The 18295-nt window shown below is 42.4% G+C and carries 11 protein-coding genes; 10 read left to right on the forward strand and 1 reads right to left on the reverse strand.

What is annotated here, in order from left to right; all coding sequences use genetic code 11:
- Positions 1 to 14: 14 nt before the first annotated feature.
- Complete coding sequence (locus tag DSM08_RS05570; RefSeq protein ID WP_149525234.1) at positions 15 to 2579, reverse strand: ATP-dependent Clp protease ATP-binding subunit; 2565 nt, start codon at positions 2577 to 2579, stop codon at positions 15 to 17.
- Between the two features lie 170 nt (positions 2580 to 2749).
- Between DSM08_RS05570 and ettA the strand changes: the two genes are divergently transcribed.
- The 10 genes from ettA to DSM08_RS05620 all read left to right on the forward strand — a co-directional run bounded on the left by ettA (position 2750) and on the right by DSM08_RS05620 (position 17800).
- The gene (ettA, locus tag DSM08_RS05575; RefSeq protein WP_149525235.1) at positions 2750 to 4432 is read left to right on the forward strand and encodes an energy-dependent translational throttle protein EttA; all 1683 of its coding nucleotides are present in this window, start codon (positions 2750 to 2752) and stop codon (positions 4430 to 4432) included.
- A gap of 10 nt (positions 4433 to 4442) precedes the next feature.
- Positions 4443 to 5630 (forward strand): PAS domain-containing sensor histidine kinase, encoded by a 1188-nt coding sequence (locus DSM08_RS05580; RefSeq protein ID WP_149525236.1) that lies wholly within the window; start codon positions 4443 to 4445, stop codon positions 5628 to 5630.
- Positions 5630 to 6688, forward strand: coding sequence for a response regulator (locus DSM08_RS05585; RefSeq protein WP_149525237.1), 1059 nt, complete (start codon positions 5630 to 5632; stop codon positions 6686 to 6688). Before DSM08_RS05580 ends, DSM08_RS05585 begins: the two co-directional genes overlap by 1 nt.
- 487 nt (positions 6689 to 7175) lie before the next feature.
- Entirely contained in the window at positions 7176 to 7595 is a 420-nt protein-coding gene (locus DSM08_RS05590; RefSeq protein WP_149525238.1) for a Rossmann-fold NAD(P)-binding domain-containing protein, read from the forward strand.
- Position 7596: 1 nt separating this feature from the next.
- Positions 7597 to 8961 carry an oxygen-independent coproporphyrinogen III oxidase gene (gene hemN / locus DSM08_RS05595; protein WP_149525239.1) on the forward strand — a complete coding sequence of 455 codons (1365 nt, stop codon included), beginning with the start codon at positions 7597 to 7599 and terminating at the stop codon, positions 8959 to 8961.
- Positions 8962 to 8971: 10 nt separating this feature from the next.
- Positions 8972 to 11368 carry a heavy metal translocating P-type ATPase gene (locus tag DSM08_RS05600; RefSeq protein ID WP_149525240.1) on the forward strand — a complete coding sequence of 799 codons (2397 nt, stop codon included), beginning with the start codon at positions 8972 to 8974 and terminating at the stop codon, positions 11366 to 11368.
- Between the two features lie 10 nt (positions 11369 to 11378).
- Positions 11379 to 11558, forward strand: coding sequence for a cbb3-type cytochrome oxidase assembly protein CcoS (gene ccoS / locus DSM08_RS05605; RefSeq protein ID WP_149525241.1), 180 nt, complete (start codon positions 11379 to 11381; stop codon positions 11556 to 11558).
- Positions 11559 to 11630: 72 nt separating this feature from the next.
- The gene (locus DSM08_RS05610; RefSeq protein WP_149525242.1) at positions 11631 to 11996 is read left to right on the forward strand and encodes a hypothetical protein; all 366 of its coding nucleotides are present in this window, start codon (positions 11631 to 11633) and stop codon (positions 11994 to 11996) included.
- Positions 11997 to 12107: 111 nt separating this feature from the next.
- On the forward strand, positions 12108 to 13214 hold the full coding sequence (locus DSM08_RS05615; protein ID WP_149525243.1) for an efflux RND transporter periplasmic adaptor subunit: 1107 nt from the start codon (positions 12108 to 12110) through the stop codon (positions 13212 to 13214).
- Between the two features lie 17 nt (positions 13215 to 13231).
- Entirely contained in the window at positions 13232 to 17800 is a 4569-nt protein-coding gene (locus DSM08_RS05620) for an efflux RND transporter permease subunit (RefSeq protein ID WP_149525244.1), read from the forward strand.
- The last annotated feature ends 495 nt before the right edge of the window (positions 17801 to 18295 follow it).

Raw genomic sequence — 18295 nt, forward strand, 5'->3', positions numbered from 1 at the left:
AAATTTTCACAGAATTAATCCTTTTTTTTGTTGTCTTTTACGTCAGATGCGAGGTTAGAATCATCGCTCTCATCTTTACTTGCCGCAGCAACCTTGATCTCGCTCTTAGCCTCATCGAAGTCCACTAAGATGGCTTCACCAGACTTTAACTCGCCTTTCAGAATTTCCTCTGCAATCGGATCTTCTAAGTATTTTTGAATCGCACGCTTCAACGGACGAGCTCCAAAATTACTGTCATATCCTTTCTCAGCAATGTAATTCTTCGCTTTCTCTGTAAGAGTGATTTTGTGTCCCAAACCTTCAATTCTAGTGAATAAAGATTTAAGTTCAATATCAATAATCTTAAAGATATGTTCTTTGTTCAACGAGTTGAAGACAATCACATCATCAACACGGTTCAAGAACTCAGGAGCAAAAGCACGTTTCAACGCAGTTTCAATTACTCCACGAGAGTGTGAGTCTGCCTGATCTGCTTTCGCAGCAGTCGTGAATCCAACACCTTGTCCGAACTCTTTCAACTGGCGTGCACCAATATTCGAGGTCATGATGATGATCGTGTTTCTGAAGTCAACCTTACGGCCAAGACTGTCGGTCAACTGTCCTTCATCTAATACCTGTAATAATAAGTTGAACACATCAGGGTGCGCTTTTTCAATCTCATCTAATAAGACAACTGCATAAGGCTTACGGCGAACTTTCTCTGTCAACTGACCACCTTCTTCGTATCCCACATATCCTGGAGGCGCACCTACTAATCTAGATACCGCAAATTTCTCCATGTACTCACTCATGTCAATCTGAATCAATGCATCTTCAGAATCAAACATAAAGCGAGCAAGCTCTTTCGCTAATTCCGTTTTACCAACACCAGTCGGACCTAAGAAGATAAATGAACCTATCGGTTTCTTAGGATCTTTCAAGCCGGCACGCGTCCGCTGAATAGCTTTTACAAGCTTCTGAACAGCATCGTCCTGACCAATGATACGGCCTTTCATCGATTCGCCCATATTCAATAGCTTTTGGCTATCCGATTGGCTAACACGTTGAACAGGGATACCTGTCATCATCGACACAACTTCCGCAACATTATCTTCCGTAACAGTATAACGTGTAGTCTTCGTTTCAGCTTCCCAAACAGCCTTTTCTTTTTCAAGCTCTTCGATCAGCTTCTTCTCGGTATCACGTAATTTCGCTGCCTCTTCGTATTTCTGACTGCGGACAACTTTATTTTTCTCAACCTTTACTTCTTCGATTTTCTCTTCAATATCAATGATGCTTTGTGGCACATGGATATTGTTCAAGTGAACTCGAGAACCCGATTCATCTAAAGCATCAATCGCTTTATCCGGTAGAAATCTATCGGTGATATAACGCGTTGTCAATGACACACAAGCCTCAATCGCTTCCGGAGTATAAGTTACATTGTGGTGCTCCTCATACTTGTCCTTGATGCGGTTCAAGATCTCAATCGTATCATCATAGGTAGTCGGTTCTACCGTTACTTTTTGGAATCGACGATCTAAAGCACCGTCTTTCTCAATATACTGACGGTATTCGTCTAATGTCGTTGCACCGATACATTGGATTTCTCCACGTGCTAAAGCTGGTTTGAACATATTAGACGCATCTAACGAACCTGAAGCACCACCTGCACCAACAATGGTGTGGATCTCATCAATGAATAAGATAACATCCGGAGATTTCTCCAATTCGTTCATTACCGCCTTCATACGCTCCTCGAATTGCCCACGGTATTTCGTGCCTGCTACTAATGACGCTAAGTCTAAAGTAACAACACGCTTATTGAACAATACACGTGAAACCTTACGTTGTATGATGCGTAATGCTAGTCCTTCTGCAATAGCAGATTTACCAACTCCCGGTTCTCCAATTAGAATAGGGTTGTTCTTCTTTCTACGTGATAAGATTTGCGACACGCGCTCAATCTCTTTCTCACGTCCTACAATAGGATCTAACTTACCTTCTTCCGCAGCTTTTGTTAAGTCGCGACCGAAGTTATCCAATACCGGAGTTTTAGATTTGATATCAGAAACCTTCTTCGGAGCAGAGAATTGCGAATCATCTTCCGCATAATCATCATCGCCACTAGGAGGGGTACTCGATGCTTCATCCGTAATGCCAGAAGCATTTTGCTCAACCTCAGATTTGAAAGTATTATACGATACTTTGTACTGCTGCAAAATCTGCGAGGCGATGTTTTCTTCGTCGCGCAAAATCGCTAGCAACAGATGCTCGGTGCCAATAATATCACTCTTAAAAATCTTAGCTTCTAAATAAGTTATCTTTAAAACCTTTTCGGCTTGTTTTGTTAGGGGCATGTTGTTGTTCACTGGAGAACGCGAAACGGAAGAACCTTTCACAGCATCCTCCACAGACTGACGAACTGCCGCCATGTCTATTCCGATATTCTTCAATATCTTGATCGCAACCCCATCGCCCTCACGTATTAATCCGAGTAAAAGGTGCTCAGTCCCGATATAATCGTGACGCAAGCGTAATGCTTCCTCACGACTGTAGGAAATGACATCTTTTACGCGGGGTGAAAATTTTGCTTCCATTTAAATTACCTTTCTCAATTAGTGGATGTACCAAACATTATAAATGTAATAAAAATACATGGTACCGCCTTTTGTTATAGATATTATTTATCAACAATTAGACCATACCCGTAAAACTACCAATTTGTCAGTATTTCCATTATCTTTGTGTAAAAAGTTACATTTCTCTTATGTCTGACGAAAAAATCATTTTTTCGATGGCTGGTGTCAATAAAATACACCCACCATCCAAACAAGTTCTGAAAAATATCTATCTGTCTTTTTTCTATGGAGCTAAAATCGGTGTTATAGGTTTAAACGGTTCCGGAAAATCATCCTTATTAAAAATTATTGCAGGAATTGATAAATCATACCAAGGTGAAGTCGTGTTCTCACCGGGATATTCCGTAGGATATCTAGCGCAAGAACCCGAACTGGACCTAACTAAAACCGTAAAGCAGGTCGTAGAAGAAGGCGTAGCAGAAACAACCGCAATCCTTCAGGAATATGAAGAAATCAACGAGAAATTCGGGTTGCCTGAGGTTTACGAGGATGCTGATGCAATGGATAAATTATTAGCGAGACAAGGTGAATTGCAGGATATTATTGATGCAACCAACGCTTGGGAGTTAGATGCAAAACTAGAGCGTGCAATGGATGCATTACGCTGTCCAGAGCCAGATGCGCTAATTGCCAATTTGTCAGGTGGAGAGCGAAGAAGGGTGGCATTGTGTCGATTATTATTGCAAGAACCAGATGTATTATTGTTAGATGAGCCGACCAACCACTTGGACGCCGAGTCTATTGATTGGTTAGAGCAACACTTGCAACAATACAAGGGGACAGTAATCGCAGTTACCCACGACCGTTATTTCCTTGACAATGTAGCGGGATGGATTTTAGAGCTTGATCGCGGAGAAGGTATTCCTTGGAAAGGTAATTATTCGTCGTGGTTGGATCAAAAGGCGAAACGTTTAGCTCAGGAAGAAAAACAAGAAACGAAACGTCAGAAAACTTTAGAGCGTGAGTTAGAGTGGGTTAAAATGGCTCCTAAAGCACGCCACGCCAAGTCAAAAGCGCGTTTGCATAATTATGAAAAGTTAGCGTCAGAGGAAACGAGAGAACGCGAAGAGAAATTAGAGCTATTCATTCCACCGGGCCCAAGATTGGGTAATGTGGTAATTGAGGCCGACAATGTTTCAAAATCCTATGGAGATCGCATTTTATTCGAGAACCTAAGTTTCTCTTTACCGCCGGCAGGAATCGTCGGAATTATCGGACCTAACGGTGTTGGTAAAACGACTCTTTTCCGACTAATTACCGGCCAAGAGCAGCCTGATTCAGGAACGTTTAAAGTTGGTGAAACCGTAGTATTAGGCTATGTTGACCAAATGCACGATGACCTTGATCCGAACAAAACTGTTTGGGAGAATATTACAGGGGGTAATGAAAATATCCTGTTAGGAAATAAGCAGGTCAACTCGAGAGCCTATGTGTCGAAATTCAACTTCAACGGTGGTGATCAGCAAAAGAAAATATCCGTATTATCGGGAGGTGAGAGAAATCGTGTACATTTGGCAATAACATTGAAGAAAGGTTCAAACGTATTATTACTGGATGAGCCTACCAACGATATCGACGTGAATACCTTACGTGCATTGGAAGAGGGATTAGATAACTTCGGCGGATGTGCTGTTGTTATTTCCCACGACCGTTGGTTCTTAAATAGAATTTGTACACATATCCTAGCGTTCGAAGGTGACTCGCAAGTTTACTTCTTCGAAGGTAACTACACGGAATATGAAGAAAATCGTAAAAAACGCTTAGGCGATGTCGCTCCAAAGAGAGTGAAATATAAAAAATTAGTAAAATAGTACAGTACCCTTGGATTCATCAAAACTACTCGAAGCAATCATTGAAAATGCGATCGATGGTATCATTACTATCGATCCGCATGGCATCGTGGAGAGTATAAACCCTTCCGCATTAGTGCTATTCGGCTACCGTGCCGAAGAAGTGATTGGAAATAATATTTCCATGCTAATGCCCGAGCCTGATCGCTCGAATCATGATCGGTATATCTCGACCTATGAGGAAACCGGTCATAAAAAAATCATCGGAATCGGACGTGAAGTGCGCGGTCTCAAAAAAGACGGCTCCACTTTCCCTTTCCGACTGTCGGTAAGTGAAGTGTTCTATAAAGACGGAAAAATCTTCACCGGCTTTGTTCATGATCTAACGAAAGAGAAGCAAGCAGAAGACGAACTAAAGAAGCATGCTCTAGAACTTGAAACAAAAGTTAGAGAAAGAACGAAAGACCTGATAAAACTTGTTTCGGAACTCGAAAAAGCCAAAGCCGACGTCAGCGTCTCTTTGGAAAAAGAGAAGGAACTCAACCAACTGAAATCACGCTTCGTCTCGATGGCGTCGCACGAATTCAGAACACCATTGAGCTCCGTGCAGCTATCCGCTTCCCTAATCGACCGCTATGTCGAGAAGTCCGAATATGGTCCAATTGAAAAGCATACGGCGCGCATAAAAGGATCTGTTCAATTATTGAATACCATCCTGAATGATTTCCTTTCCTTGGAAAAACTAGAAGCAGGTGTCGTAGTTGTGAATAAGGCGGAAACTAATATCGTTCAGTTGGGCGAAGAGATAGCCGAGGAGATGCAGCTGATCTGTAAAAAGAACCAGCACATTGTGTATCAACACACCGGCGAAGCTTCCAACTTTTATGTCGATCCCAATCTATTGAAAAATAGTATTATCAATCTGGTCTCCAATGCCATCAAATACTCTGGCGAGGATACCTTCATCGAATTCAGCACAGAAATCGATAAGGACAATCTTTTGGTGACCGTTAAAGATAATGGCATTGGAATCCCGGCGGAGGAGCAAGCAAATCTAACCGAACCGTTCTTTAGAGCAAATAATACAGGAAATATACCAGGTACCGGCTTGGGGCTAAATATTGTGAAGCGTTACGTAGGATTGATGGGAGGAGAGATGGATTATTGGTCCGAAGTAAACCAAGGTGCTATTTTTAAAATGAGTTTTACCCAACTATAATGGAAAAAAGAAAAATCTTAATCATCGAAGATAATAGTGATATCCGAGAGAGCACAGCAGAGATTTTAGAATTAACAGGTGAATATACCGTCATTGTCGCGGAAGAAGGAAAGACAGGAGTAGAGATGGCAATGAAACATCATCCTGACTTAATTCTATGCGATATTATGATGCCTGAATTGGATGGTTATGGCGTGTTGTACATGTTAGGAAAGCACGAGGAAACGCAGCATATTCCATTCATTTTCCTAACGGCGAAAACTGAAAAAGCTGACGTCCGAAAAGCCATGGAGATGGGAGCAGACGATTACCTGACCAAGCCGTTCGACGATCTGGAACTATTAAATGCCATTGAAAGTCGATTCAAAAAACGCCAGCAGTTACAAGCGAAAGCAAGCCCGAGTATGGATAGCCTCCGTCTGGATGAATCAGAACAAGCTTATCTGTTGCAGGATTTAGCAAGTAACGGACGCGTAAAGTCGATCAAGAAAAAACAAACGATTTACGAAGCAGGTGATACTCCGGTATACGTCTATTACATTAAAAAAGGAAAAGTACGCAGTTTCTTAAATTACAAAGATGGCCGAGAGCTCTCGACCAATATTTATATCGAAGACCAATTCTTCGGTTTGGAATCTGTCCTGTTGAATATCAAATACGGAGATAATACAGCGACTTTGGAAGATGCAGAAATCGCTCTGATTCATAAGGATGCCTTCTTCGAATTGATGTACAAGAAGCCTGCAATCGCAACGAAGTTAATCAAATTGTTATCTCAAAATATTCGCGATAAGGAAGAACAGATGCTTGGATTTGCGTACGACTCCGTAAGGAAGCGCGTAGCAAATGCCTTAGTCAATGTCGCAGAAAAATCGGAAGCAGATATGGACGAGGTTACTATCAAAATATCACGTGATGACCTGGCTGCATTAGCAGGAACAGCAAACGAAACAATATCTAGAATGCTGGCAGACTTTAAAGACGAACGTCTATTAACAAAAGAAGGCAATGCAATCAAAATATTCTCGATTACAAAGCTTAAAAACATCAAACAATAAACCACTCAGTTGATGGTGATAAGAATTGTGAAATGTTCTACTTTGCAGTTCCGATTTACAGAATAAAACACGGAGAGCCCTAAAAAAGGGCTCTTTCTATTTCTAAATTTTCTAACGAATTAACGCCTCGCCGTCCTCCATTAGATCTCCTAAATCAAAAAAATAAATTCTTGTTACAATCATCTATTTCACCCCATCAAACCGAATTAAATCGCATCTAATTATTTTTCGTTCGCTGATCAATCTTGTTCTTAAAATATAATTTTACATATCACTGGTATGATATTGATAATTAAGTGGTTAAAATCTATATCGTTTCATGCAACTGATATTTATCACAATTCATGATTACTGTAACAGGTACCATTCAATAGCGAATTAATGCCATGCGGTTGGTGTGATATATATCACTTCTTTACATGATGCCATTCACTAGTTCATCCTCGTTTTAAGCCTACCTTTGGGCTACTTAGCTACAAATTTAGGAATGAGAGTGATTGCATACAATATATTAGATCAAGAGAAGGAAGTCTTGGCTAAGGCAAATGCCAAAGTCCATGATCTGACTTTGATATCGAACGAACTGAACTTTAGTACGATCCACTTTGCAATGGGTAAAGAGGCCGTATTGATTTCCGATCGTGATATTCTTGATCGTGTAATGTTATTTGAATTGTACAAAATGGGGGTTAAAAGCGTAATTACTCGTTCTAAAACTACCGATCATATCGACCTTGATTACGCTGGTGAATTAAAAATGCACGTGGCAAACGTTCCTTTTGACTCGTCAATGGAAAGTATAGCCAAGCAAACTATCCAGAATCTAACCCAATGGATGGTCGGGGGATGTGCCGGCGAAGCGTGCCAATGTCGAATGGACTGTGCTAACAGGACTAAACAAAGTTAAGATGGAAAACCCAGATTTAAATCAATTGATCAGCAAGTACAACGTTGCTGCACCTCGTTACACGAGTTACCCAACTGTCCCTTTTTGGGAAAACGATGCTTTTAACGAACAGGAGTGGCGCTTTAGAGTCGCCCAAAACTTTAAGAGTTCTAAGCATAATGGGATAAGCATTTATGTCCATCTTCCTTATTGTGAAAGCCTCTGCACATATTGCGGTTGTAATACGCGAATCACCAAGAACCATAATGTAGAAACACCATACATCGAATCGCTGCTAAAAGAATGGAGCATGTATAAACGAATCCTTGGTAACGAGTCCCTGTTAATCAGTGAGATTCACTTAGGAGGCGGTACCCCTACTTTCTTTAAAGCAGAGAACTTAAGAAGATTGATCAACGGGTTGCTATCTGGAAATAGAAAGGCTGCAGAAGCATCATTCTCTTTCGAAGCACATCCAGCAAATACAACATACGATCATTTGAAAACCCTTTATGATTTAGGGTTCAAAAGACTGAGTTTAGGAATTCAGGATTTTGATGAAAAGGTTCAGTTTATCATTAACCGCCACCAAACTGTAGAGGACGTTGATCGCGTAATGAAGGATGCTCGTGGAATTGGATACGACTCCATCAACTTTGATTTAATTTATGGTCTGCCATTACAGACGGCGGAGTCAGTAAAGATGACAATTGAACATTCTTTACGTTTAAATCCCAACCGTATTTCTTTCTACAGTTATGCGCATGTGCCTTGGATTAAACCTGGACAACGCCGATTTACAGAGCATGATCTTCCGGTTGGCGAAGAAAAACTTAATTTGTATAAACTGGGAAAAGAAATGATCCAAGCTGCGGGATTCAAAGATGTAGGTATGGATCACTTTTCAAAAGTGGAAGATGCTCTATATATTGCATCGAAAAATGGCGGTCTACACCGTAACTTTATGGGTTATGCCGATCGTTATACACCCTTGTTGCTTGGACTGGGAGTGTCGTCTATCAGTGATGCTTGGACAGGCTTCGCGCAAAATGTTAAAACAGTAGAGGAATATCATGCGTTAATAGGGGAAGGGAAACTTCCAGTAGTGAAAGGACACCTATTGACAGAGTTAGATACACATATTCGCCAATATATCTTGGACATGATGTGCCGCGGAAAGGTTATATTGAAGGATAGCGTAAAAGAAAACGAGGATATACTGAAACGTTTGCAACCAATGATAGCCGATGGTTTAGTGACCGTAACGAACAATAAAGTAGAAATAACACAAATAGGGAAATCCTTCTTGCGCAATGTGTGTATGGCATTTGACGTAAGATTACACGAAACTCAAGAAAGAGAAAACCTGTTCAGCCAAGCTATATAGTCGTAATGCCATGGATGTAAGGAATGAATTAAAGCTGGATACCAATTGTTACCACTGTGGTGACACAATTGAAGATACTTCCTATATTTTAGATAAACATAGCTTCTGCTGCTTGGGCTGCCAAACAGTCTACCAAATCCTTAATGAAAACAACTTAGCAAGCTATTACCGCTATAATACCCATCCGGGAAAATCGCAGAAAGCGCAAAAAGAAGATTTAGCCTATCTCGATGAGCCAAATATTATCGCCAAGTTAGTAGACTATCAAGACGACAATATGGCGATTATCACGTTCTACGTGCCGGCAATACACTGTTCTTCTTGTATTTGGTTGCTAGAAAATCTTTATAAGTTAAACCCGGGAGTTAAGACATCCCAAGTTGACTTTATGAAGAAGCAAGCGAGTATAACTTTCTTCAAAAATGAAATTTCACTTCGCGATTTAGTAGAATTATTACATCAAATAGGCTACGACCCGAAAATTACACTGCAAGATGTAATCAAGGAAAGCAAAAAAGTAAATCAGAATAAACTGATCGCCAAGATTACAGTTGCAGGATTCTGTTTCGGTAACTCCATGATGATCTCCTTTCCGGAGTATTTCGGAATGGCAGAATTCGAACGCCAATATACCAGTTTCTTTGGCTATATGAATCTCGCGTTCGGACTGCCGGTGCTATTATTTAGTGCCTCTGACTACTTCAAGTCCGCTTGGTATAGTCTCAAACAAAAACGTCTGAACTTAGATGTGCCTTTGGCTCTAGGTATTTTCGTTTTGTTCTTCCGCTCGGCATTTGAAATTATTTCGCAAACCGGAGCTGGCTTCATGGATACCCTCTGTAGTTTGGTATTCTTTATCCTGATTGGTAAATGGGTGCAACAGCGTACCTACTATCATATATCCTTCGAACGCGACTACCGTTCTTATTTTCCGGTCGCAGTGACGGTTATTGAAAATGAAATCAATAAACCGACGCAGATTGCAGACTTGAAAGTAGGGGATCGCATCATGGTGCGCAATAACGAGATAATCCCTGCCGACGCCATTCTACTAAAAGGGAATGCTGCGGTGGATTTCAGTTTTGTAACCGGCGAGAGCAAACCGGTAGAAAAGGTGCTAGGTGAGGTCGTGTATGCCGGAGGTAGACAGATCGGTGAAGCGATTGAACTGGAAGTCGTAAAGGCAGTATCGCAAAGTTACCTTACGAAGTTATGGAACAATGAAAGTTTTAAGCAAGTAGAAAAGAAATTTGAAACCTTCATTGGATACATCAGTAAATACTTTACTATCGGATTGCTATTGATCGCATTTTCAGCGGCAGCATATTGGGGAATTACAGGAAATGCCGAGAAAGCATGGGCAGCATTTACTGCAGTATTGATTATTGCCTGTCCTTGTGCATTAGCCTTAAGTTCGCCTTTTACGCTTTCTGCCGCGCTCAGTATATTCGATAAGAACAAACTATACATCAAAAATACTGCTGCAATCGAGCAGATGGCGGCGATTGATACCGTTGTTTTTGACAAGACCGGAACAATTTCTTCACCCAACGTATCGAGCATGTATTTCGAAGGCGAGTTGACGGCACAGGAAAGAAGCCTGTTATTCTCAATTTGTCGTAACTCCAACCACCCTTTAAGCAGAGAGATTATTAAGTGGCTGGGCGAAGTTCCTGTACTACCGATTTCAAATTATGTCGAAACAGTGGGAAAAGGACAAGCGGCAGTATATCAAGATTGGGAAATGAAAGTCGGCTCGGCAAGTTTCGTCGGAACCGAGACAAAAGATTTCGAAGGCTCGGTTGTTTACATCAGCGTAAATGGTCAGATTAAAGGTTTATTTACCCTAGAGCAATCTTGGCGCGAAGGTTTGACTGATGTTATAAATCAACTCAAAGGCAATCATTATCAGTTGCATCTGATATCAGGGGATAATGAGCGCCGTGCAGATGCCCTAAAGCTTATTTTCCCAACACAAGCCAGCTTGTTGTTCAATCAAACTCCTTCGGATAAATTGAACAAGATCGAGCATTGGCAAAAAGAAAACCATAAGGTCTGCATGTTGGGCGATGGATTGAACGATGCTGGAGCGTTAAGAAAGGCTGACTTAGGAATTGCCGTGTCCGACGATATCAATAACTTCTCACCAGGTTGTGATGCTATTTTGGACGGTGCATCGTTCAGTAAGCTCCCTAAGTTCTTTAAGTTTAGTAAAGATGCCGTAAAGGTGATCAAAATGAGTTTTATGATCTCGCTGGCATACAATACGATCGGTTTGAGCTTTGCTGTACAGGGAACAATGTCTCCTCTATTTGCAGCGATACTGATGCCGATAAGTACAGTGACGATCATCTCGTTTACTAGTTTGATGACACGTGCATATGCAAAACGTAGAAAATTAATTTAAATTTGTCCTTATGAACATCATATTTATGCTGATCGGTTGTAGTGTTATTATTGCGTTGTTCTTTCTGGGCGCTTTCTTTTGGGCGGCTAAAAACGGACAACACGAGGATACTTATACCCCTTCTGTTCGCATTCTATTCGATGACGAACCAGCAGATAACGACACTGAAATGACAGAAAAAAAGGCTTAAACGCCTTTCTATCACAGTTTTTTTACAATAGGCATAGTTGTGCCCTAACGCTGTTGTGTATCTTTGCAGCGTATGTTCAGATTTCTCCATTTCTTGGCATTGTTCGGCTACCTCAACATCCTTTGTTATGAGGTCAAGCAGACTGACTACTTCGGTCTTGCGACTAAAGAGTCGAACGAAACCTTCGTGGAAGTCGTACTGGAAGAACTCTTAAATATCAACCATTCCGAATTGCCGGAGTCTCTACCGGGAATTATCTTTGACGATTATCGTATTTTTTCACTATTAGTAGGCTTCCTGCCTATGGTAATGGTCTTTACTTGGCTGTTATCGCGATTGATCAATCGACTCAAAGATCAAGATCACCCATTTTATCTCTCAAAAACGCTATGCCTCCCTGGCTATTACAGCTTTTTGTATAGATACCGCCCATTTTAATTTCTGCCCTTTAAGCCGCTTTTAGGGATTGGTACTGGTGCACCGAAAGGTTGACACCCCTCGTCCTCTTGTATTCTATTTTATTTTATATATACCACATTTTAATTTGCTATGAAAAATAATCGTATGCTACTGCCTGTCTTAGGCTGGGCATTGCTCGCCGCATCTTGTACGGCAAACAGTAATGAAAAAGTATCTACCGCACAACCAAAGGTAGTTCCCGTTACGAATCTAATCCAAATGGATACCGTTATTTACAAGGAATATATTGCGGACATTCAGTCCCAAAGAAACGTCGAACTCCGTTCGCGCCTTACGGGATTTTTAAATAAAATATATGTCGATGAGGGTGCACATGTTCGAAAAGGGCAGGTGTTGTTCTCATTAAACGATGAAGAGTATAAAGCTGATTTTGCACAAGCTCAAGCCGCTGTAAATAGTGCAGAGGCAGAAGTGAAAAAAGTGGAGCTGGAGATGGAGCGAACTAAGAAACTAGTAGACAAAAATATCGTCAGCGGAACAGAATATGAACTCTTGCGCGTACAGTTGCGTGCGGCTCATGCGAAAGCTAGAGAGGCGGAAGCAGTGTTGAATCAAAACCGTACTCGATTAGCAAATACTCAAATCCGCGCTCCTTTTGATGGAAGGATAGACCGTATTCTTCTAAAAGAAGGCTCTTTATTAAATGAAGGAGCACTCATCACGTCGATCTCGGATTTGAATAACGTCAATGTTTATTTTGACATCTCAGAACCTGAGTATTTAGCGATCGTGACGGATCCTGAAGCAAAAGGGCAGAAATTCAGCAAAGAAGTACAATTGATCTTGGCCAACGGACAGTTATACCCACACCGCGGACTAGCGGAGATTGTAGAGTCAGAATTTGAAGCGAGTACAGGCTCGATTTCCCTCCGCGCTAAATTCCCCAATCCGAATGGAATCTTAAAACACGGTGCTACTGGCCGAATCGGTGTCCCAACACAGACAGGGAACCTCACAATGGTTCATCAGAAATCGGTCGTGGAGATTCAGGATAAAGCTTATGTCTATACCTTAAAAGGAGATACCGTAAAAATGACGCCTTTCCAGAATGGACAACGTGTCGGACATTACTATGTAGTGGAAAATGGTTTGCCGAAGGATTCGAAAATTGTATTCGAAGGGGTAAACTCACTACGTGATGGAATGATCGTGAAACCAAAAATGGTAAATAACTAAAGGAGGAAGGCAATTTCATGTTCGAAAAATTTATTAAAAGACCAGTATTATCATTGGTCATATCGATCTTTATTACCCTATTGGGGCTATTGGCTCTCTTTACCCTGCCAATTACCCAGTTCCCGGATATCGTTCCGCCCTCAGTAGTCGTAACGGCGAACTATACCGGTGCGAACGCCGAGGTGAGTACCAACGCCGTGGCAATTCCTTTGGAAAAGGCAATCAATGGTGTAGCAGGTATGACTTATATGAATACCGTATCCACCAACAATGGTACGACCCTAATCCAAGTTTTCTTTAAGGTAGGTACTGACCCCGACATTGCTGCGGTAAACGTGCAGAACAGGGTGACCACGGTGCTCGATGAATTGCCCGAAGAGGTAATCAAGGCCGGAGTAACTACAGAAAAAGAGGTGAATAGTATGTTGATGTACTTAAACCTCTATACGGATGATGAAACGGCTGATGAACGCTTTATCTACAACTTTACGGATATCAATATCCTCAAAGAGTTAAAGCGTATTGAAGGGGTGGGTTTCGCGCAGATTATGGGAATGAAGGATTATGCCATGCGTATTTGGGTAAGACCTGACCGTATGTCCGCATATTCTATTTCGACGGATGAATTAGTAACTGCCCTGCGTAGACAAAATATCGAAGCAGCGCCTGGACAAACAGGAATCAGCTCCGATAAAACCGTCAACATGCAGCAGTATGTACTCCGCTATCCTGGTAAATTTACCGAGGTTTCGGAATATGAGAATATCCCCATCCGTGCCAATGTGGATGGTTCTATCATTCGCGTGAAGGATATCGCCGATGTAGAATTTGGATCTTTGGATTATGAAATGGTATCCGAAACGGATGGCCGCCCATCGGCATCCATCATGTTGAAGCAGCTTCCGGGATCTAATGCGCAGGAAGTAATCCAACGTGTAAAAGACAGAATGGAAGAGCTGAAAGGGGCAACATTCCCGCCGGGAATGACCTATACTATGGGATATGACGTTTCTCGTTTCTTGAATGCGTCCATATCCAGTGTATTGATTACGCTAGTAGAGGCCTTTATCTTAGTATTTTTAGTGGTATTTATCTTCTTGCAGGATTTTAGAGCAACGGTCATCCCAATCTTGGCAGTGCCTGTCTGTTTGATCGGATCGCTGTTCTTTATGCAGATGATGGGATTCTCCATTAACCTACTGACCCTATTTGCGCTCGTCTTAGCAATTGGTATTGTCGTCGACAACGGAATTGTCGTCGTCGAGGCCGTCTATGCGAAAATGGAAGAAGAACATCTTTCGCCGATGGACGCTACACTTGCTGCAATGGACGAAGTGGGATCTGCAGTAATCGCAATCACGCTAGTCATGTCTGCAGTATTCGTTCCGGTAGCCTTCTTGGACGGACCTGTCGGGATATTCTATCGTCAGTTCTCGCTGACCTTAGCAGCGGCGATTGTTATCTCGGGTATCAATGCATTGACATTAACGCCGGCGCTATGTGCTATTATTCTAAAATCACCACACGATAAAAAACCTAGCAATAACTGGTTGGATAAATTCTTTAAAGGCTTTAACCGGGTTTACGACCGTATCAGTGGTGGCTATAAAGGTACGCTTAGTAAAATAGCGGGACGCCGTGTAATTACGCTGGCATCATTAGCAATCATGTTTGTGTTGACTTGGGGATCTGCGGCAATATTGCCATCAGGGTTTATCCCTACGGAAGACCAAGGGATGATCTATGTTGCGGTAACTACGCCGCCGGGAGCAACCGTCGATAGAACCGAAGCTGTATTGAACGAAGTGGATGCTTTGGCGCGTGAAATGGATGTCGTGGAAACGGTTTCTATCCTTGCGGGCTACAGTATCGTAACGGAAGTGTCTGGTGCTTCGTATGGTATGGGGATGATCAACTTAAAGGAATGGAAAGAAAGAGACCAGACCGTTGATGATGTCATGCGCGTGCTTCGTGAGAAAACGGCGCATATCGCTGATGCCGAAGTCGAATTCTTTCCGCCGCCAACAGTTCCTGGTTTCGGTAACTCATCTGGTTTCGAGCTGCGCGTTCTTGATAGAACGGGTAATGAGGATCTGGCAGCGACAGATAAAGTGGTGAAGGATTTCATGACGAAGTTGACGGAAGATGAGGTCATTGAAAGTGTGAGCTCGACCTTTGACGTGAACTTCCCACAATATATGCTGGAAATTGATTATGATTTAGCGGCGAAGAAGGGTATTTCCGTAGAGAACTCCATGAGTACCTTGCAGACCTTATTGGGTAGTCAATATGCAACGAACTTTATCCGGTACGGACAGATGTATAAGGTAATGGTACAGTCTGATGCCTTCTCCAGAAAGCGCCCGGAGGATATTTTGAACCTTTACGTGAAAACCGCAGATGGCGAGATGGTGCCTTATTCTTCGTTTATGACAATGAAGCGTATCTATGGTCCTGAGCAGATCACGCGCTATAATATGTTTACATCAGCGATGGTGACCGGTCAGGCTGCACCGGGCTTTAGTTCCGGACAAGCAATCGAGGCGGTTGAGCGCATTGCTGCTGAATTGCCACAGGGTTATGTAATTGAATGGTCGGGAATGACGCGCGAGCAGAAGATTTCCGGTAATCAGGCGGCTTATATATTCTTGCTCTGTCTTGTATTCGTGTATCTATTGTTATGTGCGCAATACGAGAGCTTCTTGCTGCCATTGCCTGTAATTTTATGTTTGCCTGCTGGTATCTTCGGAGCATTCATTTTCTTGAAGTTATTCGGATTGGAAAACAATATCTATGCGCAGGTTTCTCTTGTCATGCTGATTGGTCTATTAGGTAAAAATGCGATTCTGATCGTAGAATATGCAAACCTGAAGCGCAAGCAGGGAATGGATGTCTTGGAAGCGTCCATCGAAGGGGCCGTGGCACGTCTGCGCCCAATCTTGATGACATCCTTTGCATTCGCTGCCGGACTTATTCCATTGATGTTAGCGTCGGGAGCCGGTGCTATCGGTAACCGTACAATCGGTACGGCTGCAGTTGGAGGGATGGTAATCGGTACTGTTGTGGGTGTTCTGGTAATTCCTGGACTGGTAGTTCTCTTCTCACGTAGAAAAAAGAAAGCAGAAAAGCAGAAACCAAAGCGACTGAAAGAAGCAACTGTTGCGATGGTTATCTTGTTGTTTATTTCTTCTTGTTCGGTACCTAAACAAACGAGCAGCCCGGAGATCGACCAAAGATTGAATACAGAGGCAAAGCAGGTATTGACTGATTCGTCCAATGTCGCAAACTTGCCTTGGCGTGAGGTATTCACCGATGCAAATTTGATATCCCTGGTAGATTCTGCGCTGCTGAACAATAGAGATTTGCGACAAGCGGTCTTGCGTATCAAGAAAGCTCAGGCGAATTTCAGGTTCCGCAAATCTTCGCTTTATCCTTCAATTGACGCAGCGGTCGAAGCGGGCTTACGAAAATATGGACATTATACGGAATCGGGAATCGGTAACTACGATTCTAATTTCTCCGAAAACCTAACGGACGATGAGAAGCTACCGGAACCATTTATTCCGGATTACTTCGTCGGAGTGCGCTCTTCTTGGGAGATCGACCTTTGGGGGAAGCTCAGAAATAGGAGAGAGGCAGCATTTATGCAGCTGATGTCGGAAAGTGAACTGAAACGCTTGATGGAGACGGAACTGATCAGTAGTATTGCTTCGGCTTACTTTGAACTGATCAGCTTAGACCAAAAGATTAAGGTTTACGAAGAGAATATCAATCTTCACGAACGTGCTTTGGAGATCGTGCAGGCGCAAAAGGAAGCGGGGCGTGCAGATGAGTTAGCGGTTCAACAATTTAAATCCATATTAGCGGAGTCCAAAGCAGGACGTGAAAATGCGATGCAGGAGATTTTGGCATATGAACACCAGATCAATTCCCTGATCGGTAGAGTATATCAGCCTATTGTGCGTTCTAATAATCAATTGCGTGAAAATTTGCTGTTTGCCGATCTTTCGGTTGGAAATCTGGAAGACCTATTCAATAACAGGATCGATATTCGAAAAGCGGGACTGGATTTGAAAGCTGATTTCCATGAATTGGAAAGCACGCGCTTGTCATTTTTGCCATCGGTTGCTATTAGCCCTTATCTAGGCTTGCAAAGCTTTAGCTTAGACAAATTGTTTAGCATCGATAAATCCGTGACGTACGGCTTGTTTGGAGGCGTGACGTTGCCAATCTTTAGACAACGTGAATTGAAATCCCAATACGAAACCATGAAAGCTTCCTACGGAATAAGCTTCCTGGAATACGAGAAAGTGGTGTTAAATGCGGTAAATGAAGTATCCTTAGCGTTGAAAACCCACGGAACAATTCAGAACCGTGAAGATTTTGTTCAAGAACAAGTCGCGGCACTGGAGTCATCGATCCAAGCCGCCGAAGAACTTTTCATAGCAGGCCGGGTAACCTACCTGGACATCATCACCGCACAAAAAGGACTGGTTGTCGCTCAAGTTGCAGAAGTCGACATCCTAAAAGAGAAAATGCTTAATCAAGTAGTTCTCTATAAAGCCCTTGGTGGTGGATGGAAATAAATAGGTAAAATAAAATAGATGGTTGGAGATAATGTAGATTTCTCCAAAAGACGAGGAAGCTGCCCGATAAGGGCTGCTTCTTTTGTTTTTATAAGCACGCAGGCACTATTGTTTGGCAGTTGATGGAGCTATTCAATTGTTTTGTCTTGAACCAGGAAAGGAAGGATTTAAGGATTGACAGGATCGGGCACACGTTTCTTAAAAGATATATAATTGTTCCCCTTATCCGCCGCCATACCTGATCCTGATCATCCTTGTATCCTTCCTTTCCTGGTTCAAGACAAAATTCCCTTTCTTCCTTCCCTCAAAGACAAACGCCGAATAAGACAAAATCCCACTTCTAAAACAAAGTTTCAAAGTCAACTCCCCAACCCCCTCCACACAGCTCCGACGGCTCAGAACCCTTGCTCTCCCAATTCAGACCCCATACATAACCCAATCAAGCCCGCTCGGAGAGGGCTCTGATAGGGGAGAGCAGTGGTACACCAAAAGCTT

Origin of the sequence: Sphingobacterium hotanense, from assembly GCF_008274825.1 — a bacterium.
In the GTDB taxonomy this organism is placed as follows: Bacteria; Bacteroidota; Bacteroidia; order Sphingobacteriales; family Sphingobacteriaceae; genus Sphingobacterium; species Sphingobacterium hotanense.